General features: G+C 71.5%; 24 protein-coding genes. 15 read left to right on the top strand and 9 right to left on the bottom strand.

From position 1 onward, the window contains the following. Positions 1 to 203: 203 nt before the first annotated feature. Together GA0074692_RS34510 and GA0074692_RS03265 are read right to left on the bottom strand one after the other, a co-directional pair. Positions 204 to 3083 (bottom strand): hypothetical protein, encoded by a 2880-nt coding sequence (locus tag GA0074692_RS34510; protein WP_176738267.1) that lies wholly within the window; start codon positions 3081 to 3083, stop codon positions 204 to 206. A gap of 526 nt (positions 3084 to 3609) precedes the next feature. Then, positions 3610 to 4959: a MurL-like N-terminal domain-containing gene (locus tag GA0074692_RS03265; protein ID WP_091639198.1), complete on the bottom strand. Its 1350-nt coding sequence runs from the start codon at positions 4957 to 4959 to the stop codon at positions 3610 to 3612. A 54-nt stretch (positions 4960 to 5013) separates the two neighbouring features. Here GA0074692_RS03265 and murD point away from each other — a divergent pair, with 54 nt between their 5' ends. From murD to GA0074692_RS03280, 3 genes are read left to right on the top strand one after another with little or no spacing between them, the layout of a single operon-like run. Beyond that, positions 5014 to 6357: a UDP-N-acetylmuramoyl-L-alanine--D-glutamate ligase gene (gene murD / locus GA0074692_RS03270; protein WP_091639200.1), complete on the top strand. Its 1344-nt coding sequence runs from the start codon at positions 5014 to 5016 to the stop codon at positions 6355 to 6357. Positions 6358 to 6393: 36 nt separating this feature from the next. Beyond that, the gene (locus GA0074692_RS03275; RefSeq protein ID WP_245730098.1) at positions 6394 to 7197 is read left to right on the top strand and encodes an AzlC family ABC transporter permease; all 804 of its coding nucleotides are present in this window, start codon (positions 6394 to 6396) and stop codon (positions 7195 to 7197) included. Next, on the top strand, positions 7197 to 7496 hold the full coding sequence (locus GA0074692_RS03280) for an AzlD domain-containing protein (RefSeq protein WP_091639204.1): 300 nt from the start codon (positions 7197 to 7199) through the stop codon (positions 7494 to 7496). The genes GA0074692_RS03275 and GA0074692_RS03280 overlap by 1 nt, the downstream gene beginning before the upstream one ends. Before the next feature lie 211 nt (positions 7497 to 7707). Here GA0074692_RS03280 and GA0074692_RS03285 read toward each other — a convergent pair whose 3' ends face one another. From GA0074692_RS03285 to GA0074692_RS03295, 3 genes are all read right to left on the bottom strand, one after another. Further along, entirely contained in the window at positions 7708 to 8196 is a 489-nt protein-coding gene (locus tag GA0074692_RS03285) for a GNAT family N-acetyltransferase (RefSeq protein ID WP_091639206.1), read from the bottom strand. A gap of 62 nt (positions 8197 to 8258) precedes the next feature. Continuing rightward, positions 8259 to 9728 (bottom strand): acyltransferase family protein, encoded by a 1470-nt coding sequence (locus tag GA0074692_RS03290; protein WP_091639208.1) that lies wholly within the window; start codon positions 9726 to 9728, stop codon positions 8259 to 8261. 9 nt (positions 9729 to 9737) lie between these two features. Then, a complete protein-coding gene (locus GA0074692_RS03295) occupies positions 9738 to 10748 on the bottom strand; it encodes an N-acetylglucosamine kinase (protein ID WP_091639210.1) in 1011 nt (336 codons plus the stop codon). A 201-nt stretch (positions 10749 to 10949) separates the two neighbouring features. Here GA0074692_RS03295 and GA0074692_RS03300 point away from each other — a divergent pair, with 201 nt between their 5' ends. The 4 genes from GA0074692_RS03300 to GA0074692_RS03315 all read left to right on the top strand — a co-directional run bounded on the left by GA0074692_RS03300 (position 10950) and on the right by GA0074692_RS03315 (position 15355). Beyond that, entirely contained in the window at positions 10950 to 11909 is a 960-nt protein-coding gene (locus tag GA0074692_RS03300; protein ID WP_091639212.1) for a MurR/RpiR family transcriptional regulator, read from the top strand. Between the two features lie 131 nt (positions 11910 to 12040). Next, positions 12041 to 13474, top strand: coding sequence for an N-acetylglucosamine/diacetylchitobiose ABC transporter substrate-binding protein (gene ngcE, locus GA0074692_RS03305; RefSeq protein ID WP_091639214.1), 1434 nt, complete (start codon positions 12041 to 12043; stop codon positions 13472 to 13474). Positions 13475 to 13502: 28 nt separating this feature from the next. Continuing rightward, a complete protein-coding gene (locus tag GA0074692_RS03310; protein WP_091639216.1) occupies positions 13503 to 14414 on the top strand; it encodes a carbohydrate ABC transporter permease in 912 nt (303 codons plus the stop codon). Positions 14415 to 14425: 11 nt separating this feature from the next. After that, positions 14426 to 15355: a carbohydrate ABC transporter permease gene (locus GA0074692_RS03315; protein WP_091639218.1), complete on the top strand. Its 930-nt coding sequence runs from the start codon at positions 14426 to 14428 to the stop codon at positions 15353 to 15355. Position 15356: 1 nt separating this feature from the next. On the opposite strand, the gene GA0074692_RS03320 is transcribed toward GA0074692_RS03315, so the two are convergent. Next, complete coding sequence (locus tag GA0074692_RS03320) at positions 15357 to 15548, bottom strand: hypothetical protein (protein WP_091639220.1); 192 nt, start codon at positions 15546 to 15548, stop codon at positions 15357 to 15359. After that, entirely contained in the window at positions 15545 to 16786 is a 1242-nt protein-coding gene (locus GA0074692_RS03325) for a helix-turn-helix domain-containing protein (protein ID WP_425413375.1), read from the bottom strand. Before GA0074692_RS03325 ends, GA0074692_RS03320 begins: the two co-directional genes overlap by 4 nt. Positions 16787 to 17028: 242 nt before the next feature. Here GA0074692_RS03325 and GA0074692_RS03330 point away from each other — a divergent pair, with 242 nt between their 5' ends. The 3 genes from GA0074692_RS03330 (at position 17029) to GA0074692_RS03340 (ending at position 18614) form a co-directional block, all read left to right on the top strand. Continuing rightward, complete coding sequence (locus GA0074692_RS03330) at positions 17029 to 17250, top strand: helix-turn-helix transcriptional regulator (RefSeq protein WP_091639222.1); 222 nt, start codon at positions 17029 to 17031, stop codon at positions 17248 to 17250. 102 nt (positions 17251 to 17352) lie between these two features. Next, a complete protein-coding gene (locus GA0074692_RS03335) occupies positions 17353 to 17778 on the top strand; it encodes a DUF6924 domain-containing protein (protein ID WP_091639224.1) in 426 nt (141 codons plus the stop codon). 260 nt (positions 17779 to 18038) lie between these two features. Further along, the gene (locus tag GA0074692_RS03340; RefSeq protein ID WP_091639226.1) at positions 18039 to 18614 is read left to right on the top strand and encodes a dihydrofolate reductase family protein; all 576 of its coding nucleotides are present in this window, start codon (positions 18039 to 18041) and stop codon (positions 18612 to 18614) included. On the opposite strand, the gene GA0074692_RS03345 is transcribed toward GA0074692_RS03340, so the two are convergent. Then, positions 18546 to 19307, bottom strand: coding sequence for a helix-turn-helix domain-containing protein (locus tag GA0074692_RS03345; protein ID WP_091639227.1), 762 nt, complete (start codon positions 19305 to 19307; stop codon positions 18546 to 18548). The two genes, GA0074692_RS03340 and GA0074692_RS03345, sit on opposite strands and share 69 nt — an antisense overlap. A 54-nt stretch (positions 19308 to 19361) precedes the next feature. Here GA0074692_RS03345 and GA0074692_RS03350 point away from each other — a divergent pair, with 54 nt between their 5' ends. Beyond that, positions 19362 to 21038: a bifunctional 3'-5' exonuclease/DNA polymerase gene (locus GA0074692_RS03350; RefSeq protein WP_091639229.1), complete on the top strand. Its 1677-nt coding sequence runs from the start codon at positions 19362 to 19364 to the stop codon at positions 21036 to 21038. 45 nt (positions 21039 to 21083) lie between these two features. On the opposite strand, the gene GA0074692_RS03355 is transcribed toward GA0074692_RS03350, so the two are convergent. Beyond that, a complete protein-coding gene (locus GA0074692_RS03355) occupies positions 21084 to 21452 on the bottom strand; it encodes a peptidase inhibitor family I36 protein (protein WP_091639231.1) in 369 nt (122 codons plus the stop codon). 307 nt (positions 21453 to 21759) lie between these two features. Between GA0074692_RS03355 and GA0074692_RS03360 the strand changes: the two genes are divergently transcribed. The 4 genes from GA0074692_RS03360 (at position 21760) to GA0074692_RS03375 (ending at position 25412) form a co-directional block, all read left to right on the top strand. Next, entirely contained in the window at positions 21760 to 22353 is a 594-nt protein-coding gene (locus GA0074692_RS03360) for a nucleotidyltransferase family protein (protein ID WP_091639233.1), read from the top strand. A 14-nt stretch (positions 22354 to 22367) separates the two neighbouring features. Next, positions 22368 to 23054 carry a M15 family metallopeptidase gene (locus tag GA0074692_RS03365; RefSeq protein WP_091639235.1) on the top strand — a complete coding sequence of 229 codons (687 nt, stop codon included), beginning with the start codon at positions 22368 to 22370 and terminating at the stop codon, positions 23052 to 23054. Between the two features lie 185 nt (positions 23055 to 23239). Next, positions 23240 to 24499 (top strand): sugar ABC transporter substrate-binding protein, encoded by a 1260-nt coding sequence (locus GA0074692_RS03370; protein ID WP_091639237.1) that lies wholly within the window; start codon positions 23240 to 23242, stop codon positions 24497 to 24499. A 1-nt stretch (position 24500) separates the two neighbouring features. Further along, positions 24501 to 25412, top strand: coding sequence for a carbohydrate ABC transporter permease (locus tag GA0074692_RS03375; RefSeq protein WP_218106529.1), 912 nt, complete (start codon positions 24501 to 24503; stop codon positions 25410 to 25412). The last annotated feature ends 2 nt before the right edge of the window (positions 25413 to 25414 follow it).

Below are 25414 nucleotides of genomic sequence, written 5' to 3' on the forward strand. Positions count from 1 at the left end.
TCATTCTTTTCCCCCGATTCAGACGACGAGACAAGCCAGGGCCGGAAGTTCCCGCCGGTGAGTGCAAAAACTAATGCATTCCTCTTGCGAGGTTGGCAACACCCATCAGGCGACATGGATATTGAAGCATGGCTATCGATGATTCGCTACCCATGCACCTTGATGGCCGATCTCACAGCCGGCGTCAACCGCGCACCAACCACTCAGAGTCGGTAGCGGCAGGCGAGGTCGACCTGTGGACTGGTGGTGCCGGTGCTGGGGATCTCGACGTAGTAGCTGAAGCCGTTGTCCAGGCCGGCGACCGAGATCGTCCACTCGTACGGAGACACGGACTGCGGCGAGGACTGCCAGGCACCGGTGCCAACCCGGTAGTGCAGCGTGGCCGGCACGTCCGAGTCGACCTGCACGTACGCGTGGTAGCGCCGCCGGTCGGGCTTGACCAGCAGCATCCCGCGCACCTTGCCGACACCCGTGACGGTACGGATGTCGTAGTCCTTGGCCGTCGGATGCGACGGTGTCGCGGGTGCTTCGGTGTGCAGGGCGTTGACGTCCAGTCCGGCGAGGTTGAGTCCGGAGACGACGATCCCGACCAGGCCCTTGCCCGGGACGGTCACCGTGATCGAGTTGTTGGTGACCGTGGCGGTCGTCGACGTGCCGTCGGCGGCGTACACCTTCGCCGGGTACGTCGACGCGGTCATGTTCAGTTTCGCCGCGTCGAGGGTGACCGTGACGGTCGCGGCGTTGCTCGAGGTGTTGGTCAGACCGACCGCGTACTGGGTGTTCCCCGCCCGGGCCCCGATCCAGTTGACCACGTAGTTGTTCACCGTGACCAGGCCACGCGGCATCCACAGCCAGGCATTGGTGACGTCGAAGAACCGGCCGGGCCGGTGCCCGTACGTGTGGTAGCGGAAGAACGCGTACGTCGCCTCGAACTCGGCGGGGAACTCGATGCGTCCGCCGGACGCGAGCCACTGCTCGGTCAGCAGGTAGTCGATGGTCAACCCGAGCACGGCCGGGATGTGGTGGAAGAAGATCCGGGTCGCGCCCGTCGGACCCTGGGTCGGGAAGTCCGGCTTCATGTGCGTCACCGAGAACTGGTGCAGGTAGTAGCCGGGGTAGTTCGTGTAGCGGCCGATGACGGCGTTCGCGGCGATGTTGGCGAGCAGCGGGTCGTTCACGTAGCGGGACAGCCGGAGCAGGAACGGCGCCCACATCGGCAGCAGCGTGTGCCCACCGGTGATCGGCCGGTAGGTCGGTACCGCCTCGAAGGTCAGGCCGGTGACGTTCAGCTTCCAGTTGTCGGCGGACTCCGGCGGCGGCGGGTTCGGCCCCGGGTAGTCCGGCAGGACGTCGGAGTCTTCCGCCCAGCGCACGCCGGTCTCGGTGACCCAGGTGCCGGTGGGCACCGTGGTCGTGCCGTGCACGACCGGCCGTACGTAGTGCTGGGTGACGAACCGCTGCGCCTCTTTGTACGCGGCGTCCAGGAAGCGTTGTTCGCCGGACTCCTCGTACAGGTCGAGGAGTTCGATCCACGCCTTGGAGAAGTAGTACTGGAAGTCGCCGGAGTCGACGGTGGTGTCGTACCCGGTCAGGATTCCCTGGGTGCTGATGTAGTCGTCGGCCCGGGTCTTCGCGGTCGCCAGGTGGGTCGGGTCACCGGTGAGGCGGTACGCGTTCACCGGCGTCGCCATCGGCGGTCGCCGGAACGCCGAGTCCCGGGCGCCGTTGAGGTGCTGGGTGGCGGCCCACTCGATGCCACCGGACATGCCGCGCATCATCCGGTGCAGCGGGACGAGGGTCGACGTGTCGAACGGAATGCCGCAGATGCGGTGCGCGTCGGGCATCCAGGAGTAGCGGTCGCGCGACACGTGGAACTCCACGACCGGCAGGGCGTGCGAACCGTAGAGGGTGTCGTCGGCGGTCAGGTAGTACGCGGAGAGCAGGGCGCCGGCGGTGGCCTGCCGGGTCGCCTTGTCGTTCTCGATGTCGGCGAACGACTTGGCCCGGTCCCACCAGCCGCTGTAGCTGGGGGTGAACGTCACCGGGTCGGTCGTCGCCGGGCCGTCCTTCACCAGGTCGATGAGGTTGTGCAGGGTCGCGGTCAACGACGTGCCGTAGACGTTGGCGCGGTAGTTGGTGAGCCCGTACTCGTTCTGCACGAGCTGCTTGTACGCCTCGTACAGCCCGACCGGCTGGGCGCGTAGCTGGAACGTGAAGGAGTACGGCGTACCGGCCGTCATCCGCGAACGCGTCCCGAACTGCGGCGCGAAGATGATCGGCTGCACCTCGGCGGACTCGTTGCGCAGCGACATCCCGTACCGCTGGCTGTCGATCCCGTCGTTGTGTTCGCTCTCGAAGACGATCTCGTCGGCCGGGAGTGCGACACCCCAGGTCCAGGTGGTGCTGCCGATCTGGTGCTCGACGAGGGAGGCGGGCACCGGCAGGTCGAGCGCGCCGAGGGACTCGACCGTCTCCACGACCCGTGCGTGCTGCCGGGGGCCGCACAGCACCTCGGTCACGGCGCTGGCCGCGAGGCCGGTGAACGCCTGGTGGCCGACCATGTAGTTGATGCTCGCCGCCGGGGTCAGCGTCACCGTCGCCTCGGGGTGGGAGCCGGCCACCGACCAGTCGACCACCAGTTGGCTGCCGTCGGGCAGGCCGGCGGTGAGTCGTACGGTCTTGGCGTCGACGGCGGCCAGGGTGTCCCAGGTGACCCACTTCGGCACCGTGGAGGTGTAGTAGTCGGTGCGGTTGGGGGTGCCGTGGGTGCACATCACCCACTGCTCGCCGAAGCGTTCCGACTCGGTGGTGATCAGCGGCTGCCACTGGCCGCCTGCCACGCACCAGAGATCTCGGACCACCGTCTTGCCGCCGGTCCAGGTCGCGGTACGGAAGGTCAGGCGGTATGTGGCGTTCTCGATGGTGATCGGTGTGCCGTAGGTGATGCCTGTGGGCGGCGCGGCGCGCAGCGGTGAGGTCCGGGAACCCGCCTGCGCGGCGGTGCCGATCCACGGGGCCGTCGCCATCCCGAACGTTCCCGCTGCGGCGATCTTCAACATGGCCCGCCGGTTCACTCTCTCCACGACTTCTCCTTCACGTTGCGCCGGGACGGAACCGGGACGACGCGGGCTGCGCGCGGCTGGCAGTGGCGGTACGGACCGCGACGGCTGCTGGCGGGCGCAGTCGTGTCCCCGGATGCGCGGCATCAATGTGAAGGTGTAATCCACGTAGTGCCGCGTCACCCGGCTATCGACGAATCAGTGAACTGTTTCGCAGAAGCTTCATCCATGTTTCGGATCATGTCAATGCCATGTGGGTCATCAACTCCGTCGATACCCGCAGGCCGGCGGGGTCGGCCGGCAACCGGTGGGCAGGATGGCAGGGCCGGCCGGCGGGAGGGCGCCGTCGGTGCAGGGTGCGGTGGGGAAGGTCGTCGACGTGACGTAACCGGGGGGCGTGGAACCCCGCCCGGTGAGGTGTGGGCAGCTCGACGGGCCAGACGCGGCAACACCGTCGAGCCTGCGGGGGACGGTCCCGGCCAGACCGGTCCGGCTGAGCCTGGCGGCCGGTGCCGCCACTGCCGGTAGATGGCCTGGCCGGGGACTCCGGTCAGGTGAGCGCGTCGAGGGCCTTGGCGTACGCCGGGGGAACGAAGTTCGGTCCGCCCGGGGTGAACACGTCGGAGTCGGCCGCCGTCGACCAGGCGGTGTCCGGAACCGCCTCGACCAGGGCACGGACCACCGGCGCGTCCCGCCACTGCTCCTGCCCGGCCAGGAGGCTCAACGCCACCACCGACTCCTCGACCTCGCCGACGCACTCGAACGGCTTGTGTCCGTCCACCCCGAGCAGTTCCCGGTAGCCGGGGAGCTGCGTGTCGTCGGCGAGCAGGTCACCGCCGAAGATGTGGGTGATCCGTTCGCGGGGCATGAACGGGGCGAGGGCGAGGAAGACGAACCGGCACTTCGGACAGTCCCGGCACCAGCGGGCGCTCGGGTCGTGCAGCTTGAACGCCGCGTTGCAGCTCGTCACCACGTCGTCGTACCGGGTGAAGGCGGCGAAGAGCCGGGCAATGTGCAGCTCCGACAGGGAACGCAGCAGCGAGAAGTAGGGCTCGGTGAGCCCGGCCCGCTCGGCGAGCGCGGCCCGCAGCAGCCCCTCCGCCGCGACGCCCTTGGACCACTGGTGGTTGATCTCGTGACCGTTCCAGATCAGGTTCGGGTCGGAGGCGGAACGCTCGTTGGACATCACCACCGGGCCGAGCCCGTGCAGCACGGCGGTGGCGACGGCGATCAACGAGTTGATCGCGGTGACCGGGATGTGCCCGTTGAGCGCACCCGCCTTGTTCAGCTCGAACAGCGTCGGGTCGAGCCGCCGCCGGGCCGCGAGCGCGGTCAGCCCGGACGCCGCGTTGACCGCGTCGATGACGTGGTTGGGGTTGACCGAGAACGGCACGGGGTCCATACCGGCCCGACGCAGCGCCTCCAGGCTGACGATGGAGTCCTTCCCACCACCGACCGCCGAGAGGGGACGCCGGTCGCTGGTGTCCACCGGGGGCGCCGGAGGCACCGAACCGGTCGGGATCTCCGGGGTCAGCTCCAGCACGTACGGGAGCTGGTTGCGGTAGGCGTACTCGGCGAGGCCCTGGGTGTAGACGGCGGTGAGCCAGGCGGCGGCGGCCGGGCCCAGCGGCGCGGGCGCGACCAGGCGGGGCGGGGCGGCGGCCTTGTAGTAGCTCACCCCGGCGGCCAGGTGCAGCAGGTCGAGCACCCGGTCGAGGGTGGCGAGGGTGGCCTCGGAGGGCGGCCCGGGCGGCGGCGGAAGGGTGATCACCTCGGTGAAACGCAGCTCGCCGTCCGGGCCGGTCAGCGCGTAGTCCAGCCGTACCTCGCCGGTGGCCGGGTCGATCGAGCGGGACGGGAAGGTGAAGGCGTCCATCCGCCGGAGCTGTTCGTTGGGCACACGCCATACTAGGCCGTGACAAATGAGCCCGTACCCGGCTGGAGGAGATCCCCTGTGCGCCTGTCTGACCTGCGCGGACGTTCCGTGGCCGTCTGGGGCACCGGCCGGGAGGGCCGGGCGGCGGTGACCGCCGTCGCCGCGCACGGCCCGGCGGAGCTGGTCGCTGTCGACGACAGCGCGAACTTCCTGTCGCTGGACTGGTCCGGGGCATTGGCCGAGGTCGCGCCGCTGGTCGTGGGGGAGGAGGGCTTCGCCCGGCTGGCCGCCGCCGACGTGGTGGTCCGCTCGCCGGGGGTGCCGCAGACCCACCCGTGGCTGGTCGAGCTGCGCCGTCGGGGCGTCACCGTCACGGGCGGCAGCGCGCTCTGGATGGCCGACCACGCCGCGCGCACCGTCGGGGTCACCGGCAGCAAGGGCAAGAGCACCACGTCCAGCCTGATCAGCCACCTGCTCACCGCCGTCGGCCAGCCGAACGTGTTCGGCGGCAACATCGGGGTGCCGCTGCTCGACCTGCCCGACGCCGAGCTGTACGTGCTGGAGCTGTCCAGCTACCAGTGCAGCGACCTGACCGACTCGCCCCGGGTCGCGGTGGTCACCGCGCTCTTCCCCGAGCACCTCGACGCGCACGGCGGCGAGCAGGAGTACTACCGGGACAAGCTGAACCTGCTCGCGCACGGGCCGGAGACGGTAGTGGTCAACGGCACCGACGAGCGGCTCGCCGCCGAGCTGGGCGACCGTCCGGCGGTCCTTGTCGGCCGCCCGGACAGCTTCCACGTCGCTCCCGGCCCGGACGGCACCCCGTGGTTCCACGCCGCCGACCGGCCGCTTTTCCCGCGTACGACGCTGCCGCTGGTCGGCGCGCACAACGCGGGCAACCTCTGCGTGGCCCTGGCGGTGCTGGACGCGCTCGGCGTGGACGTGCCGGCCCGCTCGGACGAGGTCGCGACGGCGGTCGCCGCGTTCCAGGGGCTCGCCCACCGGCTCAGGGAGATCGCCAACTCCTCCGGCCTGACCTTCGTGGACGACTCCCTCGCCACCAACCCGCACGCGGCGATGCACGCCATCGACGCGTACGAGGGCCGCCCGTTGACGGTGATCGTCGGCGGCAACGACCGAGGGCTGGACTACACCCCGTTGCGGGAGCACCTGACCGAACGGGAGATCACCGTGATCGGCATCCCGGACAGTGGCCCCCGGATCGTCGAGACCCTCGCCGGGTTGCCCCGGGTGCGTACCGAACTTGCCGACGACCTGGTCGCCGCGGTGCGGCTGGCCCGCAAGCTCACCCCGGCCGAGGGGGTGGTGCTGCTCTCACCGGCCGCGCCCAGCTACGGCCGGTTCCGTAACTTCGAGCACCGCTCCGAGGTCTTCGCCCAGGCGGTACGGGAAACCGCCTGATCCGACCCGGCCGCCACCAGGCATGATGGTCCGCTGGTGGCGGACGGAAGGCGGGGATGCGGCGTGGGCGTCGCGGTGGTCGACACGGACTGGCCGAAGGCCCGGCGCGCGGTACTGACCGACGCGCTCGGGGTCGGCGTGGCGGTCGGTGCGTTGGGGTTGTCGTTCGGGGCCCTCGCCGTAGTGGCCGGGTTCTCCGTACTCCAGACCTGCGCGCTGTCGCTGCTGATGTTCTCCGGAGCGTCACAGTTCGCGGTGATTGGGGTGCTGGCGGCCGGCGGCGGGGCGGTGACCGCCGCGACGACCGCCGCCCTGCTCGGCGTCCGTAACGCGCTCTACGGGCTGAACCTCTCGACGCTGCTGCGGGTACGCGGCCTGCGTCGGCTGTTCGGCGCGCAGCTCGTCATCGACGAGAGCGCGGCCATGGCGCTGGTCCGCGAGGAGCCCCGGCAGGCGCGGCTGGCGTTCTGGGCCACCGGTGTCTCGGTCTTCGGCTTCTGGAACGTGGCCACCCTGGCCGGGGCGCTCGGCGCGCAGGTGCTGCCCGACCCGGAGGTGCTCGGGCTCGACGTGGCCGCGCCGGCCGCCTTCCTCGCCCTGCTTGCCCCCCGACTGCGTAATCGGCGACTCTGGCTGGTGGCGCTGGCTGCGGCGGCGACCGCGCTGGCCACCGTGCCGGTTCTGCCCAGCGGACTGCCTATCCTTGCCGCCGGCCTGGTCGCGGTGGTCGCGGCGCTGTTCGCCGGTCGTCGCGCCGCCGACGCGGCTCCGGTCGATGGTGTGGCCCCGGTCGACGGTGCGGGCCGGGCCGAGCGCGCAGGCCGGGGCGGTGACCGGTGATGTGGACCGCGATCCTGCTCGGCGCGCTCGGGGTCTACCTGCTCAAGCTCGTCGGGATGGCCGTGCCCCGGTCGGTGCTGGAACGGCCGCAGGTCGAGGAGGTGTCCGCGCTGTTGCCGGTGGCGCTGCTCGCCGCGCTGGTCGCGGTGCAGACCTTCGGCAGTGGATCCGGCCTGGTGCTGGACGCCCGTGCGGCTGGCGTGGCGGTGGCCGCAACGGCGGTGCTGCTGCGCGCGCCGTTCCTGGTGGTGGTCGCGCTCGGCGCGGGCACCGCCGCCCTGCTGCGCCTGCTCACCTGAGCACTGCTCACCGCAGCGCGCCGCTCGGCAGCCGTGCTGGGCGCACCTCGAGCCGACCGCCGTGCCACCCGCCCGCCCGGCGGGGGTGGTAGGAGGGGTCCCCTGCTCCTCAAAATGCGGTAACAGGGGACCCCTCCTACCACGGCAACCCGAGCAGCGCGCCGCTCAGCCGTGCGCAGGTCAGCGCAGCCCGGTTCGACCGCTGCGCGGCTCAGCCGAGCGCGGCGGCCGCCGGGGTCAGTTCGGCGACGATCTCGTCGCCGTCAACCACGCCGGTCGGGACGAACCGTATCGACTCGTAGAGGTGTCGGGCCGCGCTGTTCTCCGGGTGGTACGACAGCCGGATCGCCCGGCACGCCGGCTGGGCGGCCAACCAGGCGGCCAGGGTCCGTACGACGGCCCGTCCGACTCCCCGGCCCTGCTCGCCCGCGTCGACGACCATGCCCCCGATCCAGTACGAACCGTCGTCGTCCACGCCCCACATGACATGCCCGACGACCGTCTCGTCGGCGTGCACGCCCAGCGACGTCCAGACCTCCTCCCGGCTGGACAGGAGGAGATAGCGGGCAGCCAGGGCGGCCACGAACCGGCGCTGGTCGTCCCGGGGCGCGACATCCGCGACGGCCCGCCAGGTGCGGTCGTCCACCGGGCGGAGGGTGACGTGCCGTCCGGTCGTGTCGCGGAGTCCGTAATCGATCATCGGACGATGGTAGGCCGGGCGGCCCGCCGACCGCGAGGAGGTTTCCCTGGCCGGATCGGGGCTCATCGGGACCGGAGCAGGCGCAGCAGGGCGGCCCCGGCCAGGTACGCGACCAGCGCCGGGACGGGTAGCCCCAGCCACTCCGGGGCGTTCTTCGGGGTGACCGCGTTGATCAGCAACGCGAACGCCAGGGCCGCGAAGCCAGCGACCGCGAGTGCCCCGCGCAGCCGGGTCGGCCACCGCGCCCCGGGCAGTCGGTCCCGCCATTGCGCCCCGCGTAGCCGGGTCGGCCACCGCGACCCGCCGTCGGGCCGACGCCCTGCGGGTGCGGGCGGGCCACGGCGGTCGGCGCGGAGCGCCTCGGCCTCCCGGCCGGGTGCCGCCGGGCCCCGGCGTCGGCCGGCGCGGACCTCCACCCGGCCGAAGACCGCGACCAGCGCCGCCAACACCACGAGGAGCATCAGCAGCCACGGCACCCGCCAGGCCAGCCAGGCCGCCGAGCCGACCGGCGAGGTGGGCAGCAGGCCTACCGCGTCGAGCCCGCCGACCAGCAGGATCGCCGCGCTCACGTGCCAGAGGAAGACGGTCAGCACCACGGCGTTCACCGCGATCACCGCCTGCCACGGGCGGGAGCGGCGCAGCCACCGCTCGGCCGGGTCGCGGAGCAGCATGACCAGCCCGAGTTGGGCGATGGACAGGACGAGTAGCGCCAGGCTCGGCGGCGCGGCGTTGTCCATGCGCTCACCGGGGATGTTGATCATGCTCACCGGATAGGGGCCGACGGTGGTCAGCAGCACCAGCACGACCAGCCCGCCGGCCAACAGCGGCCACCCGGTCCGTGGACTCGGCGTCAGCCGGCGCAGCGGCCGGTCGACGCCCTGCCGGGCGTCGTACCAGGCGTAGCCGAGCTGATGCACGGCGAGCCAGCCGAACAGGTAGTTACCGAGGGCGAGGTCGGCCGGGCCGGTGGCCCGACCCAGGTCGCCGAGGGCCACCAGGGCAGCCAGCGCCACCGGTACGGCGAGCCCGAAGCGCTCGTGCAGGGCGTACGTGAGCGAGGTGAGCGGGACGACGAGCAGGTACGCGGCGAGGAACCACAGCGGCACGGTGGCGAACCAGACCACGGTGCGCACCCACGAGGGATCCGCACCGGCCAGCCGGGCGACCAGGGCCCCGCCGGTGAGCACCAGGACCAGCAGGGTGGTCGGCCGGACCAGCCGGCCACTGCGGTCGAGCAGCCAGTCGGTGGCGTTGCCGCCCCGGCGTCGGCGGGCGGCCAGCGAGGCGGCGTTGGCGTACCCGCCGACGATGAAGAAGATCGGCATCACCTGGACCAGCCAGGTCAGCGGGTACGCCCAGGTCAGCTCCGGCAGGGCGGAGTGCGCGGTCGGGCGGCCGGCCGCGTCGTGGCCGATCACGATGATCGTCCAGTGCCCGAGCACGACCATGGTGATCGCCGTCGCCCGGAGGAGGTCCACGTACCGTTCCCGGTCGGCGGGCGTCCGCTCCGCGAGCTGCCGCAGGCGGCGCATGGCGTCAGGTTATGCCACCGTCGGCGAGCCTGGTAGGGGATCGGCCTGAAGCAGTGTGTGCAGGGCCCCGGGATCGGCCACCTCGGGCAGGTCACGGGCGGCGAGCCAGGCGGCGGCCGCCGCGCCGTCCCCGGCGTACCGCAGGGGTGCCGCCGGCCAGCGGCGGCGTAGCTCGGCCCGGAGCGCGGTGGCCAGCGGAGTGTCCCCGGTGAGCAGCCCGCCGCCGAGGACGAGCGGGTCGGTGGCCTCCGGTGGGCGGATCCGGGACACGCTCTGCGCCAGGTGCCCGGCGGCCTCGGCGATGAGCGCGACGGCGGTCGGCTCGTCCCGACGGGCGGCGTCGACGACCAGCGGGGCCAGCCGGGCCAGCTCGATCGGGGGACGGCGGGTGACCGCCTGGACCAGCGCGTCGACGGTGTCCCGGGGGCGGGGCGCGATCTCGGCATGGCCGAGCAGTTCGGTGAGGACGCCGGTGCCGAGCGGCCCCGGCCGGTGGGCGCGGTCCAGGTCGGCCAGCACCCGGCGGACTGCCTCACGGCCCAGCCAGAAGCCGGAGCCGGCGTCGCCCAGCAGCCAGCCGTGTCCGTCCGCGACCCGGTCCAGTCGCAGGTCGCGGACCTGGGCGGCGATCGCCCCGGTCCCGGCGATGAGCACCGTGCCGCCCGGGGCGGGGGTGCCGGAGGCGTAGGCGACCAGGGCGTCACTGTGCAGGGCGTACGGGCAGCGCAGTCCGGCGTCGCGCCAGGCCCGGTCGAAGGCGTCCCGTCCGGCGGGGTCGGCGAGGAGGCGGCCCACCCCGGCGAGCCCGATCACCCCGGCGACGACGCGGGCGGGGTCGGTGCCGGCCAGTGCCGCGCGCAGGGCGGTGAGGAGTTCGGAGGCGGCCCGGTCGGCGCCGTGGCTGGTGGGGTTGCCGCCTCCGGCACGTCCGGTGCCGAGGCGTTCACCGGTGGTGGTGACCACGGCGACGCGGGTGGAGGTGCCGCCGACGTCCAGGCCGACCACGACGTTGCCGGACATGCCGATGAACCTCCCGCTGCTCGCCGTTGGGGCGATTCATGCTGGTCGACGGGGGTGCGGCTGGCAAGGCCCCCGGAGACCACGGAGGGTGTGGTCCAGGTAACAGTTTGAAAACTTCGCCCACGCCCTTGACACGGAGGGGCCTTTAGTAAGAACTTTTACCACTAACAGTTAATACTCTTTTCTGAAAGGTGGGCCTCGATGGTCGATCACGGGGCGGACGCCACCACCGCCGCGGTGGTCGACGCCGACGGGGCCGACCGACGGGGTCCGCTCGGGGTCGCCTCCGACGGCGTGCTGGCCCGGGTCCGGGCCGGGACGGAGGAGCTGACCGGGGCGCTGCGCCGGGTCGCCGAGCACGTGCTCAGCGACCCCGAGGGGGCGGCCCGGGCCACCATCGTGGAACTGGCCGAACGCAGCGGCACCTCGCCGGCCACGGTCACCCGGTTCTGCCGGGCGATGGGCTTCGAGGGCTACGCCGACCTGCGGCTCGGCATCGCCGCTGAGACCGGCCGGGCCCGCTCGGCGGGCTGGACCGTCGACATCGGCCGGGAGATCCAGCCCACCGACCCCCTGGCGCGGGTGCTTGAGCAGATGATGGCCGCCGACACCCGGGCCATGCACGACACGGCCGCGCTGCTCGACCTCGCCGAGGTGGAACGGGCCGCGGTGGCCATCGCCGGAGCCAGTCGGGTGACCATCTTCGGGGCCAGCGGCAGCGCGCTGGTCGGCCAGGAGATGCAGTTCAGCCTGCACCGCATCGGGGTGGCCGCGTGGGCCTGGAACGACGTGCACGAGGGACTGGCCAGTGCCGCGCTGCTGCGCCCCGGTGACGTGGCGCTGGGCATCTCGCACACCGGGCAGACCCGGGAGACCATCGAGACGCTCGCCGAGGCCGGCAGCCGGGGCGCGACCACCGTGGCGCTGACCGGCTTCCCCCGCTCGCCGCTGGCCGAACTGGCCGACGTGGTGCTGCTCACCGCCAGCCAGGCCACCACCTACCGGCCCGACGCGCTCTCCGCTCGGCACCCCCAGCTCGTGGTCCTCGACCTGCTCTACGTCGCGGTCGCACAACGCACCCACGACCGTGCCCACGCGGCCTTCCGGCGTACCGCCCAGGCCGTCGACGGGCACAAGGCCGCCCGGGCGGCCCTGCCATGACCCGCGTCCGGTGGCCCACCGGGCGCCCCCACCGCAGCACCTGACCCGACCCCCGCCCGCAGCGCCCGGTGACCGCACCGCCGGGCCGACCGACCTTCCCGATCCGACTTCCAGGTCAAGGAGAGACGACGATGTCCGTTAGCCCCGAACTCCCGGCCGAGCTGAGCCGCCGTACCGTGCTGCGCCGCGCCGCCGCCGTGGGCATGCTGACCATCCCGGCCGCCGGCCTGCTCAGCGGCTGCGTCGGCGGCGGCGACGACGAGCCGGTCGACCAGGCCGCCGGCGAGAAGTCCGCCACCAACCCGCTGGGTGTCAAGGAGGACGCCGCCCTGGAGGTGGTCATCTTCAACGGCGGTCTGGGCACCAAGTACGCCACCGACATCCACATCCCGTCGTACCAGAAGGCGTTCCCGAAGGCCGAGGTGAAGCACTCGTCCACCGAGGAGGTCGCCACCGTCCTCCAGCCCCGGTTCACCAGCAACACCCCGCCGGACATGGTCAACAACGCCGGCTCGAAGCTGATGGACCAGGGCGCGCTGGTGCAGGCCGGTCAGGTGCAGGACCTCACCGAGCTGTTCGACGCCCCCTCGCTGGACGACCCGTCGAAGAAGGTGCGCGACACGCTCATCCCGGGCACCGTCGAGCAGGGCACCTTCAACGGCAAGCCGTACGTGCTGAACTACGCGTTCACCGTCTTCGGCCTCTGGTACGACAGCGCGCTGTTCGCCAAGAACGGCTGGACCGCCCCGAAGAACTGGGCCGAGTTCACCGCGCTCTGCGACAAGATCAAGGCCGCCGGCATCACCCCGTACTCGTACGCCGGGGCGAACGCCGCCTACTACCAGTACCTCGTCCTGCTCACCAGCGCCGCCAAGATCGGCGGCCCGGACGTGCTGAAGAACATCGACAACCTGGAGGACGGCGCCTGGCAGGCCGAGCCGGTCAAGCAGGCCGCCGCCGCGTGGGCCGAGATCGGCGCCAAGTACGGGAACAAGGCGCACCTGGGCCTGAAGCACACCGAGGTCCAGCTCCAGCAGAACCAGGGCAAGGTCGCCTTCTACCCCAGTGGCTCCTGGCTGGAGAACGAGCAGGCCAAGGACACCCCGCCCGGCTTCAAGTACGCGGTCGCGCCGGTGCCGAGCGTGACCGCCGGCGACGCCCTGCCGTCGACCGCCATCTACGCGGCGGCCGGCGAGATGTACTTCGTCGCGGCCAAGGGCAAGAACCCGCGCGGCGGCATGGAGTACCTGCGGCACATGCTCTCCAAGGCCGGCGCGAAGGGCTTCACCGAGCTGACCAAGGTGCTCACCGTGGTCCAGGGCGCGGTCGACGGCGTGGAGATCTCGCCCGGCCTGACCAGCGGCAACGCCATGCTGGCCGCGGCCGGCAAGGACTACTTCAGCTACCGCTTCGACGCCTGGTACAAGAAGCTCGACGACGAGGCCCGCGCCGCGACCAACGAGCTGATGTTCTCCGGCGGCACCGCGCAGAAGTTCTGCGACCGGATGCAGAAGGTCGCCGACGCGGTGAAGAAGGACTCCTCCATCGAGAAGTTCCGGCGCTGAGTCGGGGCTGAACGGAGACGAGACGACCATGCGGCATGGCAGGTACCCGTTCATCGTCGGCTTCCTGGCGGCGCCGGTCGCGATCTACGTGACCTTCGTCCTCGGGCCGTACGCCCAGGCCTTCTACCTCGCCACCACCAACTGGCGGGGGGTCAGCGCGAACCCGGAGTTCATCGGCCTGGAGAACTTCACCCGGCTGTTGGACGACGACGTCTTCTGGAAGGCCATCCGACACCACGGGCTCCTGCTGCTCGCCCTGCCGCTGCTCACGATCGCCCTCGCGCTCTTCTTCGCCTTCCTGCTCAACGTGGGCGGGGGAAGCCGGGGCGGCGTGATGACCGGGGTCTGGGGGTCGAGGTTCTACCGGGTGGTGTTCTTCTTCCCCCAGGTCCTGGCCGTGGTCATCGTCGGGGTCATCTTCAGCCGGGTCTACGCCCCCGACGACAGCGGCCTGCTCAACGGGGCGCTGGGCGCGGTGGGCATCGATCCGGTGCTCTTCATGGCCGACCCGGACATCGCCCTCTGGTCGATCATCGCGGTGCTGGTCTGGCAGGCGGTCGGCTTCTACGTGGTGCTCTTCTCCGCCGGCATGTCCTCGGTGCCGAAGGACATCTACGAGGCGGCCATCATCGACGGCGCCGGCCGGGCGGCGATGTTCTTCCGGGTGACCCTGCCGCTGCTCTGGGACACCCTCCAGGTGGCCTGGGTCTACCTGGGCATCGCCGCCTTCGACGCGTTCGCCATCGTGCAGGTGCTCTCCGTCGACCAGGGCGGTCCGGACGGGGCGACCACCGTGCTCGGCATGGAGATCTACCGCAACGCGTTCAGCTACTCCCAGTTCGGCTACGCCTCGGCGATGGGCGTGGCGCTGTTCTTCCTGACGATCACGTTCGCCGCGCTCACCCTGCGCGTCAGCAAGCGTGACACGATCGAGCTGTAGAGGCGGCACCGATGACCACGGAGATCGCACCCAGCGCGCCGGCCGCCCCGGCCGGGTCCGCCCCGGCGGGCCGTAAGCACAGTGCCGCCCGACGGCAGCGCTCCGAGGTGGGGCTGCTCACCGGGCTGGGCCACCTCGCCCTGCTGGTCTGGGCGATCCTGGTGATCGCCCCGCTGCTCTGGACGATCCTCGCCTCGTTCAAGAGCAACACCGAGATCTTCCTCGGCAACCCGTTCGCGCTGCCCGGGAAGTTCGGTTTCGACAGCTACGCCCGGGCGTGGAGCGAAGCGAACGTCGGACGGTACTTCCTCAACAGCGTCTTCGTGGTGACGCTGAGCACCACCGGCACGATGCTGCTCGGGGCGATGGCGGCGTACGTGCTGTCCCGCTACCCGTTCCCGGGCAACCGGGTGATCTACTACCTGTTCGTCTCCGGGCTGGCCTTCCCGGTCTTCCTCGCCCTGGTGCCGCTCTTCCTGGTGGTCAACAACCTCGGGCTGCTCAACACCTACACCGGACTGATCCTGGTCTACATCGCGTACTCGCTGCCGTTCACCGTCTTCTTCCTGGCCGCGTTCTTCAAGACGCTGCCGACCTCGGTGGCCGAGGCGGCGATGATCGACGGGGCCTCGCACACCCGGCTGTTCTTCCAGGTCATGATGCCGATGGCCCGGCCGGCCCTGGTCAGCATCGCGATCTTCAACGTGATCGGGCAGTGGAACCAGTACCTGCTGCCGGTGGCGCTGATGCAGGGCGAGGGGGCGGACCGAAAGTGGGTGCTCACCCAGGGCATCGCCAGCATCTCCACCTCCGCCGGCTACCAGGCCGACTGGGCGGCGCTCTTCGCGGCGCTCACCCTCTCCATCCTGCCCATGATCATCGTGTACGCGTTCTTCCAGCGGCAGATCCAGTCCGGCCTCACCGCCGGGGCGGTCAAGTAGTTCACCGTGGTCGCGGCGGCGGCTGCCCGATCCCCGTCAGGTAGCCCCGCGCGGTCCGGGCCGCCGTGCAGTCGGCCACCCGACAGATCGGGCAGCGCCCGTCGTCGCCGGGCCGGTGGTCGCGCAGGATCCACCGCGCCGACAACGTGAGCCGGTTCTGGATCTGGGCGGGGGAGAGCGACGCGCCGGTCATCGCCCGGTGAACCCGACCGCCGTGGCCAGTCGCGCGACGTCGGCCGGCACCGGTCCGCCACGCGCCAGTTCCCCGAGCACGGTACGCCCGGCGGGGCGTGTGCGGACCTCGGCCGGTGCGGTCCGATCCGCCTCGACCAGTGCCCGGCAGGCCCCGTCCAGGTCCCCGGTCAGCAGGTACGCCCGCGCGGCGTCGAGCAGGTGCGCCGCGCGGTGTTCGGCGGACAGCCGTCGCCAGGACTCGCGGGTGATCACCTGTTCGTGGCGGACGACCGCCTCGGCGCTTCGCCCCAGCTCGACGGCGGCCACGACCCGGGCCAGTTCCACCGTGGTCGGATCGAAGACGACCCAGTGTTGACCAACCCCGTCGCCGACCTGCTCGGCGATCTCGGCGGCTTGGTCGACCAACTCCCGGGCGCTTGGCGCGTCGCCGCAGGATGCGGCGGCGAGTGCGGCTTGGAGCAGCAGTGCTCCGCAGACGGCGAGTTCGTCGTGCGGACCGTCCTGGGGCACGGCGGGAGCGATGCGGTGGGCGGCGGCGATCGTCGCGGCCATCGCGAGCCGGCCCCTGCCGATGGCGCGTAGTGCCTCGCCGAGCTGGATCGTGCCGGTGGCGATGAGCAGCGACTGGTCGGCGGCGGACACGGCGCGGTCGGCGGCGAGCCAGGCCAGGCCACCCTCACCGCATTTCACCAGCACCGACGCGGTGATCCGGTACACCTGCACCAGCAGCGCGGTCGCGTCCCCGCCGTGGTGGGCGCGTTGGGCGTCAACGATCAGGGCGGGCAGTGTCCGCAGCAGTTGCGGGTATCGGGCGTGCCGGTAGGTCAACCAGGCGTGCTCCACGCTCCGCGCCAGTTCCGTAGGCGGCGGCGTCGGACGGGCATCCGGCCCGGTCAGGGCGGCGTCGTAACGAGCGAGGGCCGCGCGTACCCCGTCCACCCCGGCGCTCGCGTCGTTCGCCCCGACCGGCGGGGTGGCTTCCCGGCCGAGCAGCACCAGCGGATCGACGCGGAGGACGGCGGCGACATCCTGGATCACCGAGAACCGGTCCAGCGTACGGACGCCTCGCTCCACCTTGTCGACCCAGCTCGCAGACTTGCCCAACCGGTCGGCGAACACCTGCTGCGTCATGCCCCGCCGCGTCCGCCACTGCGCCACCCGGCGTCCGATCGGCAAGCCGCTCCCCGCCACGCCGTCACCGCCGATCTGCTGGTTCGTCGACTGGTCGGAAGGGATCGCCAAGGAATGCGTCGTTCATCGCGGTCACCTTTCGACGGGCGGTGCCGGCCCCGGAGTGCCCCGGGTCGCCGAGCCGGACCGCTACGACTCTGGTCCTCGTTCACGAAACCTCATCCGCTACCCCCTGTCAAGTTGTAAAGGGCGATGATGGCGATTGAATAGCCTGATGGCCAGTGCTTTTGGGTGACCGATGCGGGGGTTGCACATTCGAAAGAGGGTGTACTGATGATGCTTCAAGTATGGTCCGAAGGAGGTTGTACGGCTCGGCAGAGCTACAGGAGCGCCTGGGCGTCTCGCGCGTCCGGGTGGTTCAGCTCACCAGCCGTCCGGACTTCCCGGAGCCCTTCGATCGACTGGCCGGCGGTTCGGTGTGGCTGGTCGAGGACGTGGAAGCCTGGATCAGCGAGCACCAGCCGTGGAAGGCCAGAGGGGCGGACGAGCCCCCGCCGCCAGAAGACTGAACCGCGAATGATGCCCCCGGCGATCAGCGTTCCAGTCGGCGGCGTGGGACGCCCCACGGTGAGGGAGGAAGCAGGTTAAGGGTCCTGCCCTACGCTGCCCTCATGATCGCTCTGCCGGAGACGTGGTGTGTTCCCGTCGTGCGGGGGGACTTCCGCGACGACGGTGTGTGGGAGCGGCTCAAACAGGAGATCGCCAGTCCCACGGACGAGGGCTTCGTGGCCGGGGTCGAGTTCGTCGAGGACCGCGCGCTGATCGGTCTCGGTGCGGTGGCCATCGCGGCCGGTTATCCCCGCGCGTATCCGGGCCGGTATCGGCACCCGGTGGTGTTCGTCGTGGACGCGGTCACGGTCGCGATGCCGGAGCACCCGCTGCTCGTCGTCAATCTCAACGAAGGGGTCGGGACAGGACCCTTCCGGGCGTTGCCGCGGCAGGTCCAGTCGATCGAGAACAATCTGTCGATTGCGAACATGGACTTCTTCGAGTTCGCGCGGGCGACGGACCCGGACGGCGTCTTCCGGGGTTTCTAGCCGCAGCTCCGCCAAGGGCGCATAGACGGGGCAGCTCGACAGCGTCGCAGATCCATGTGCCCTTCCGGCGACTCCACCACCGGCCGCACCGGGTCAGCCGACGTCCGGACCTCGACCCGGCCCGCGCCGACGCGCGTCGTCCCGCCCCGCCCGCCTGTCGTTTCCGTCCAAGACCCGGCCGGGCCCGGCCGATAGCCTCGGGACGCGGCCGGGACGATCTGGCCGAGGTGTGGTGCTCGACGACGGATGCGGAGATTGTGGTGACGCGCGAACTGGTGTGGACCGGGTTCATTTCGCTCGACGGGATCGCGGACTCGCCCGGGGGGACGGCCGAGGGACACCCGGCCGGGGGATGGGTGTTCCGGACGCCGTTCGATCCGGAGTCCTTCTCCCTCAAGAGTGAGGAGCTTCAGGAGACCACCGCGCTGATGTTCGGACGCCGCAGCTATGAGGCGTTCGCCTCGGTGTGGCCGCAGTCCGACGACCATGTGGCCTACCGGGACCTTCCGAAGTACGTGGTGTCCACGACGCTGGACGACGGCGCGCTCGTCGACGGGTGGGGCGAGCAGCACATCCTGCGCTCGGTGGAGGACGTCGTCGCCCTCAAGAAGACCGACGGTGGGGCGATCTTCGTCCACGGCAGCGCCGAGTTGGCCCGCAACCTGGCCGACGCCGGTCTCGTTGACCGGTACAACCTCCTGGTCTTTCCGGTGCTGCTCGGCGAGGGGAAGAGCGTGTTCCCCCGGCGTGAGCAGGAGGAGCAGCGGCTAGCGTTGCGCGATTCCGCTGCCTACCCCAACGGTGTCCTCAAGGTCGTGTACGACGTCGTCCGATAGGTGCGACAACCCGATCGCACCGCCGAGGCGGCCCCGGAGCTGGCCGGCGGTGCGTCCCACGTACCGTCGTAGTGCCCGCGCGAGGTGCGGTTCGTCGTAGTAGCCGAGCAGATCCACCACAACGCTCACCTCCTCGCCGGAGGACAGCAGGTCCGCGGCGGTCCGGGCGCGTTCGATCTGCCCGACGGCACCGCGGGTGAGCCCGGTGATGGTACGGAACCTCCGCTCCAGGGTCCGGGACCCTCCCGCGGGGAGACGGCCGTCCAGCGCCGCCGTCACCAGCGGGTCCCGCACGAGGACGCCGGTGCGGACGAGCCGCGCCACCAGCGCTTCGGCATCGTCGTCGACGCGCGGCGTCTGCCAGCGCTCGCCGTCGAGCCAGAACCGCCCCGCCGTCGTGTCGGGCAGCTCCAACCCCGAATTGACGAACGACGACGTGGGAGCCATCCGCAACGCGGTGCCGACGGCGAACTGGATGCCGAGGAAACGGGCATCCGCCGGAACCGGCGCCGTCCGGGTGCGCTCCTCCGGACCCGTGACAGCCGCGTACGACATCCCGTCGCTCTCCCAGAACACGAGCCCCCAGGTCTCGCTCGCGACCGAGGTCATCTGCGACACGCCCGCGCTGCGGCTGGCCCACACCGAGGAGATCCACGGAGACTCCGAGGATCGCGAGGTGATCACCAGTCCCACGTCGGAAACCCTACGACGCGCACCGACCGGTGCGTGTCGTAGGGCGGGGGCAGGATGGGGGACGTGCTGGTCGCGGTGGTGGCGGGGGAGGGCGGCGGGGGCGTGCTGTGTCCGCTGCGCGCCGACGGGAGCCCGGCCGGTCCCGCCGAGCCGGTCGACGACCTCGCCGCCGGCGTCGCCGTTCGGGAGCGCGCCGACCGGCCCCGCTGGGTGTGGGCGTCGGGCGCGACGGTCTACCCCGCGCTGTTGCGGGCGGGCGTCCGCGTCGAGCGCTGCCACGACGTCGAGCTGACCGAGGCCCTGCTGCTCGGCCACGCCGGGCGTTGGGGCGAGCCACGGTCGCTCGCGGCGGCCTGGGCACGGCTGACCGGCACGCCGGTGCCGCCCGACCCGCCGCCGCGCCCGGCCGCGCCGCCCGGTGACGGACAGGGCGCGCTCTTCGACGCGCCGTCCGGGCCGCCCGGTCCGGGCATCGAGGCGTTGATCCAGGTGTACGCCGACCAGCTCGCCCGGATCGCCGTCACCGCCCAGCCCGGCCGGTTCCGGCTGCTGGTGGCCGCCGAGTCCGCCGGTGCGCTGATCGCGGTGGAGATGGGCACGGTCGGCCTGCCCTGGCGGCCCGACGTGCACGACGCCATCCTCACTGAGCTGCTCGGCGAGCCGTCGCCGGTGGGCGGGCCGCCACGCCGGCTGGCCGAGCTGGGCGCCCGGATCGCCGAGGCGTTCGGGCTGCGCCAGCTGCACGCCGACTCCCCGGCGGAGCTGCTGCGCGCCTTCGCCCGGGCGGGCATCGACCTGCCGAACACCCGGGCCTGGGTGCTGCGCGGGGTGGAGCACCCGGCGGTGCCGCTGGTCCTGGAGTACAAGGAGCTGTACCGGATCTGGACGGCGCACGGCTGGGCCTGGCGCGACGCCTGGGTCCGTGACGGCCGGTTCCGCCCCGAGTACGTGCCCAGCGGCGTGGTCTCCGGCCGGTGGGCCACCCGGGGCGGCGGGGCGTTGCAGATCCCGAAGGTGATCCGTCGGGCGGTGGTGGCGGATCCGGGCTGGCGGTTCGTGGTCGCCGACGCAGGCCAGTTGGAGCCCCGGGTGCTCGCCGCGGTCTCCGGCGACGCCCGGCTGGCGGCGGCCGGTGGGGCCGGTGACCTCTACGCCGCCCTGGCCCGGGATGCCTTCGGCGGTGACCGGGGCCGCGCGAAGCTGGCCCTGCTCGGGGCGATGTACGGCCAGACCGGCGGGGCGGCGGTGCCGGCGCTGGCTGTGCTGCGCCGGCACTATCCCACCGCGTTCGGGTACGTGGAGGCGGCGGCCCGTACCGGCGAGGCGGGCGGGCTGGTCCGTTCCTGGCTGGGACGGACCTGCCCGCCGGGCGGGTTCGTCGACCCGGACGCCGAGGACGCCGACAGCGGCTTCGACCCGCAAAGCTCCCGGGCCCGGGCGGCCCGCTCCCGGGGGCGGTTCACCCGCAACTTCGTCATCCAGGGGACCGCCGCCGAGTGGGCGTCCACCCTGCTCGCCACGCTGCGGACCGCGCTGGCCGGCACCGACGCGGAGCTGGTCTTCTTCCAGCACGACGAGGTGGTCGTGCACTGCCCGGCCGGGCAGGCGGACGCGGTGGCCCGGGCGGTGGGCGACGCGGGCGCCCGAGCGTCGGCGCTGCTGTTCGGCGACACCCCGGTCCGGTTCCCGCTGGACCTGTCGGTGGTCGACTGCTACGCCGACGCCGACTGACGAATGAACTCAGGGTGCGTTGTGGAGTGCAGACCGGAGCGGCTGTCAGTAGTCGTGGAGGGACGAGACCCGGTTGTCCCACGCGTCGCCGAAGTTCTTGCCGCCGACGTACGGATCCGAGTGCCGGATATCCCCGGCGTACCCGGGCAGGTCCCAGAAGTCCCAGTGGTGGCCGCTGTTGTTGAAGAAGCTCTCGATGTTGTTGTTCATCCCGGTGGGGCCGTTGCTGTCACCCAGGTCGGCGTCACCGACCGCGAAGACCGCCATGGTGCCGGACCCGTTGGGGCCGGTGAACACACACATCCTGTTCTGCGGGCAACGGTCGTACCCCGTCGCCGCGTGGGCTGGCATGGCCGTGACGCCTACCAGCGCCGCCGCCATCGACGTGGCGGCGAGAACGTTCCTCAGTCGCATGGAGACACCCTCATCTCATCGTGGGTAGCGCGGCGAATGCACATCGGTCGACCTGGCATCGCGACCGTCCCTCCCCAGTGGTGCGCGTCCGCCAACCGTTGGTGCCGGGAGCGTCCACTCGGGGGCGAAGGCTGGCGCAAGACAGGATGGCAGATCCGATCGGGTGCTGCCGGGTGAGATGTTCGTGGGTCTTCATGACCGGGCCGGTCAGTGTCAGTTGCCATGTCTGCGTTGTACTAAATATCCGATTCGCCCCCGCCACCGAACGGGCGCGATGGTCGTTGCACCCGGTGTGCGAATCGCAGGAATGATCATCGCCGCAGGCGGGGGGCGGCGGATCGGCGGACCCGAGGCGCTGCTGTGTCTCCGGGAGCGGCCCCTGGTGGACCGGATGGTCGAGACGATGACCAAGGCGGACTGCGCCCCGACCGTGGTCGTGCTCGGCGCGGCCGCCGACGAGGTGCGCCGCACCGCCGACCTGGACGGGGCGACGGTGGTGGTGAACCAGGCCTGGGGCACCGGCGTCGGCTCGTCCATCCGGGCCGGGCTCGCCGCGATCACCGACGAGGCAGTCGAGGCCGTCGTGGTGGTCCCGGTGGACATGCCCGGCCTCACCGTCGAGGCGGTCCGTCGGGTCGTTGCCCTGCCGTACCCGGACGTGCTGGTCTGCGCCACCTACGGCGGACTGCGCGGCTACCCCATGCTCTTCGGACGGCGGCACTGGCCCGGCATCGCCACCCTGGCCCGGGCGGACGTCGGCGCGCGGCCGTACCTGCTCGCGCACAAGGAGCTGATCGTCGACATCGCCTGCGACTCGGTGGCCGACGGCAGCCGGGTCGACTCCCCGGAGCTGATGTCGCTCTACGGGCTCACTGTGCCCCCGCAACGGGTGGGTGCCTGAGCCCGCCCGCCGCGATGTCGCTGGCCGCGACCCGGCCGCCCGCCCGCCGGGCGGTGCCGCTGGTCGTCGTCCTGGTGCTGGCCGCCTGCCACCGACCAGCCCCACCACCCCCGCCATCTCCGCCGTCGCCCACCGCGCCCGCCTTCGTCAGCGAGATCCGGCCGGTCACCGAGGCGGACGTGGCACGTAGCTGGCGGCCGGGCTGCCCGGTCGGACCGGACCGGCTGCGGCTGGTCCGGCTGAACCACTGGGACTTCGCGGGACAGCCGCGCGTCGGCGCCCTGGTCGTGCACGAGGCGGTCGCCGCCGAGGTGGTGACCGCCTTCGACACCCTCTTCCGGCAGCGGTTCCCGATCCGGCAGATCCGCCCGGTGGACGACTACGCCGGTGACGATGCCGCGTCGATGGCCGCCGACAACACCTCCGGGTTCAACTGCCGTCGCGCGGTGACCGAGGGAGCGGCGAGCTGGTCGACCCACGCGTACGGGCGGGCGATCGACGTCAACCCGGTGGAGAACCCGTACCTGTTCGGCGGCCAGGTGCTCCCGCCGGCCGGCGCCGCGTACGTCGACCGGGGCGCGTACCGGCCGGGGATGGCCGTGCCGGACGGCGTGCTGGTCCGGGCCTTCGCCGCGGTCGGCTGGTCCTGGGGTGGGGTCTGGGCCAACCCGGACTACCAGCATTTCACCACCGGCCGCTGACGCCGTAGCACACGATCTGCCCTGGTCACCGGCCGTAACGTATTGAAACCAGCCGGCAACACCCTTGACATCCATGAATGACTTCGCCAGGATCCGAAAATGTTGTAAGCGCTTTCAGTCTGCGCCCGCTTCGGCCCGCCGTCCGAATGGCCGAACCCGGGCCGGTTGCATTGGAGGTTGTCCCCATGGCGACGTGGACGCGGCCGTTGGCCGCGCTCGGACTCGCCGCTGTCCTGCTGGTCGCCGGCTGCGGCCGGGACGAGGACGGCGGCGCGGAGGGCCCCGGTAAGAGCATCGGCGAGGGCAAGGCGACCGGCGAGGTCACCGTCTGGGCGATGGGCACCGAGGGCGAGAAGCTGGGCGTCCTCGCCGACGCTTTCATGAAGGAGAACCCGGACGCCAAGGTCAAGGTGACCCCGATCCCGTGGGACGGGGCGCACGACAAGATCGCCACCGCGATCGCCGGCCGGCAGACCCCCGACATCAGCCTGATCGGCACCACCTGGATGGGGGAGTTCGCCAAGACCGGTGGCCTCGACCCGGCCCCGACCGACCTGGTCACCAAGGACGACTTCTTCCCCGGCGCCTGGGACACCACCGTGGTCGACGGCACCTCCTACGGCGTCCCCTGGTACGTCGAGACCCGCCTGCTCTACGTCAACAAGGCGGTCGCGACGAAGGCCGGGATCACCACCGCCCCGCAGACCTGGGAGGACCTGAAGACCGCGATCACCGCCCTGAAGACCAAGGGCGGCGCCAAGTGGGGCGTCTCCTTCCCGCCCGGCGGCACCGGCTCCTGGCAGACGGTGCTCCCGTTCGTCTGGCAGAACGGCGGTGACATCCTCTCCGGCGACACGTTCGCCCTCGACAGCCCCGCCACCGCCGAGGCGCTCGGCTACTACCAGTCCTACTTCGCCGAGGGCCTGAGCCCGAAGGACCTTCCCCAGGGGACGCTCGAACCGGAGTTCGTCAAGGGAAACATCGGGGCGTTCGTCTCCGGCCCCTGGCACATCGGCATCCTCAAGGAGCAGGGCGCGGCCGACAACTTCCAGCTCTGGCACATGCCGAAGCGGCAGGCGGCCACCTCGTTCGTCGGCGGCGGCAACCTCGCGGTCTTCAAGGACGCCAAGAACCGCGACGCGGCCTGGAAGTTCGTCGAGTACCTGTCCCGCCCGGACGTGCAGATCACCTGGTACCGGACGGCGTCGGACCTGCCGTCGGTGAAGAAGGCGTGGGACGACCCGGTGCTGGCCGACGACCCGCACCTGGCCGCGTTCGGCACGCAACTGGAGGACGCGAAGTCGCCGCCGGCGATCGCCACCTGGGAGCAGGTCGCGGTCGGCATGGACGCCGAGGTGGAGAAGCTCACCAAGACCGGCGCCAGCCCCGAGGACACGGCCCGCGCGATCCAGCAGAAGGCCACCTCGATCGGGACGGGAGCCTGACGTGACGGCACCGGGCCGGACCCGCGTCGGGCGGGGCGGCGCGACCCACCGGGGGCTCACCGGCTGGGCGTTCGCGCTGCCGTTCGCCGTACCGTTTGCGATCTTCCTGGTCGGCCCGGTGCTCGTCTCGTTGCTGATGAGCTTCACCGACATCCGCCTGGCCGACCTGCGCAACCCGTTGGCCGTGGAGTTCGTCGGATTCGAGAACTACCTGCGGCTGGCCGACGACGAGGTGTTCCTGAAGTCGGTCCGGAACACCGCGCTGGTGGTTCTCCTCGGCATCCCGCTCACCCTGGGGCTCGGCCTGGCCGTGGCCCTCGGGCTGAACTCCGGGCTGACCCGGTTCAAGGCGCTGTTCCGGGTCGGCTACTACCTGCCGGTGGTGACCAGCATCGTCGCCGTCTCGGTGGTCTGGCGGTTCGTCTACCAGAAGGACTCCGGGCTGGTGAACGGCTTCCTCGGGCTGTTCGGGATCGCCGGCCCGAACTGGCTGGAGAGCACCACCCTGGCCCTGCCCGCGCTGATCGTGATGATCGTCTGGCGGGGGCTCGGCTTCCAGATGGTGATCTTCCTGGCCGGGCTCCAGGCCATCCCCGAGCAGCTCTACGAGGCCGCCCGGATCGACGGGGCCAGCGCCTGGCAGCAGTTCCGGCACATAACGCTGCCGATGCTCAAACCCACCCTGCTGCTCTCCACCGTCATCGGCACGGTCGGCCTGATGCTGGTCTTCGAGGAACCCTTCGTGATGACCCAGGGCGGGCCGCTGCACTCCACCGTCTCCGTCTCGCAGTACGTCTACAGCCAGTTCGGGTTCGGCAACTACGGCTACGCCTCCGCGATGAGCTACGTGCTCTTCCTGGCCGTCGCGGCGCTCGGCGTGGGCTGGTTTCGCCTGCTCAAGTCGGACTCCTGAGG

It is taken from the genome of Micromonospora pallida (assembly GCF_900090325.1).
Lineage (GTDB): Bacteria > Actinomycetota > Actinomycetes > Mycobacteriales > Micromonosporaceae > Micromonospora > Micromonospora pallida.